Raw genomic sequence first — 250 nt, forward strand, 5'->3', positions numbered from 1 at the left:
GGTGCAGCGGCTGGCGGAGCGTTCCTCGGCGGCCACGCGGCAGATCGAGACCCTGGTGCGGGCGATCCAGACCGACACCAACGAGGCGGTGATCTCCATGGAGCAGACCACCACCGAAGCGGTGCGCGGCGCGCGCCTGGCCCAGGACGCCGGGGTGGCCCTGGAAGAGATCGAAGGCGTGTCCAAGACCCTGGCGGCGCTGATCCAGAGCATCTCCAACGCGGCCCAGCAGCAGACCTCTTCGGCCGGG

General features: G+C 70.8%; 1 protein-coding gene. It reads left to right on the forward strand.

The window, feature by feature from the left end:
* Positions 1-250 (forward strand): methyl-accepting chemotaxis protein (locus R0J88_RS22230; RefSeq protein ID WP_410901205.1); only part of this gene is annotated, 250 nt, incomplete at both ends.

It is taken from the genome of Pseudoalteromonas sp. SIMBA_162 (assembly GCF_046535955.1).
Classification (GTDB): domain Bacteria; phylum Pseudomonadota; class Gammaproteobacteria; order Enterobacterales; family Alteromonadaceae; genus Pseudoalteromonas; species Pseudoalteromonas marina.